The organism is Vibrio sp. 1069, assembly GCF_033340555.1.
In genome coordinates this window covers 1-532 of the sequence record NZ_JAWOWP010000889.1, presented here as the reverse complement: position 1 = coordinate 532, position 532 = coordinate 1, and the positions used below count along the sequence as shown (strand labels likewise).

The following is a 532-nucleotide window of genomic DNA, read 5'->3' as shown; positions in this document are numbered from 1 at the left end:
ACAATTATATCGACCAAATTTTAATCAACTTTAGCCTTTTTCACTGCACGACTTTAATCCTGAGCGAAATCTCGAACTTGCGCACAAAATTCATCATGTTCTGTCATGAACGGTGCATGAGAAGATTGAGAAAAGACAAACTGTTGCGTGTGAGGCAGTTGCTGGCTGAGATCGGTCGCCACTTTAATCGGCACCAAACCATCCAAACGACCGTAAAGACGTAGCATCGGCATAGTCAGGGAAATCAGCGCATCACGCAGGTCAACATCAGCCAAAATATTTAAGCCAACCAATAGTGACTCTGGGTTCGGCTGAGGACGCGATAGCACCGCTTGTTTGAGTTGTTTAACATCTTTACGTGCAGATGGACTTCCCATGGCTTGCAGCGCCATAAAGCGCTCAATGGTCAGTGAAAAGTCTTCTAGTAACTGAGAGGTGAACGCGCTCAGTACATTCGGTTGAATGCCGCGCCACGGTTTTTCTGCGGCAAATTTTGGTGAGCTGGCGACGGTGATCAGCTTACTCACTCGCT

Annotated in this window: 1 protein-coding gene; it reads right to left on the bottom strand. The window is 47.0% G+C overall.

Translation table 11 applies throughout. The features are described from left to right. Positions 1-53 precede the first annotated feature (53 nt). On the bottom strand, positions 54-532 hold a 479-nt coding region (locus tag R7040_RS29650; RefSeq protein ID WP_411978237.1), incomplete at its 5' end, for an alpha/beta fold hydrolase.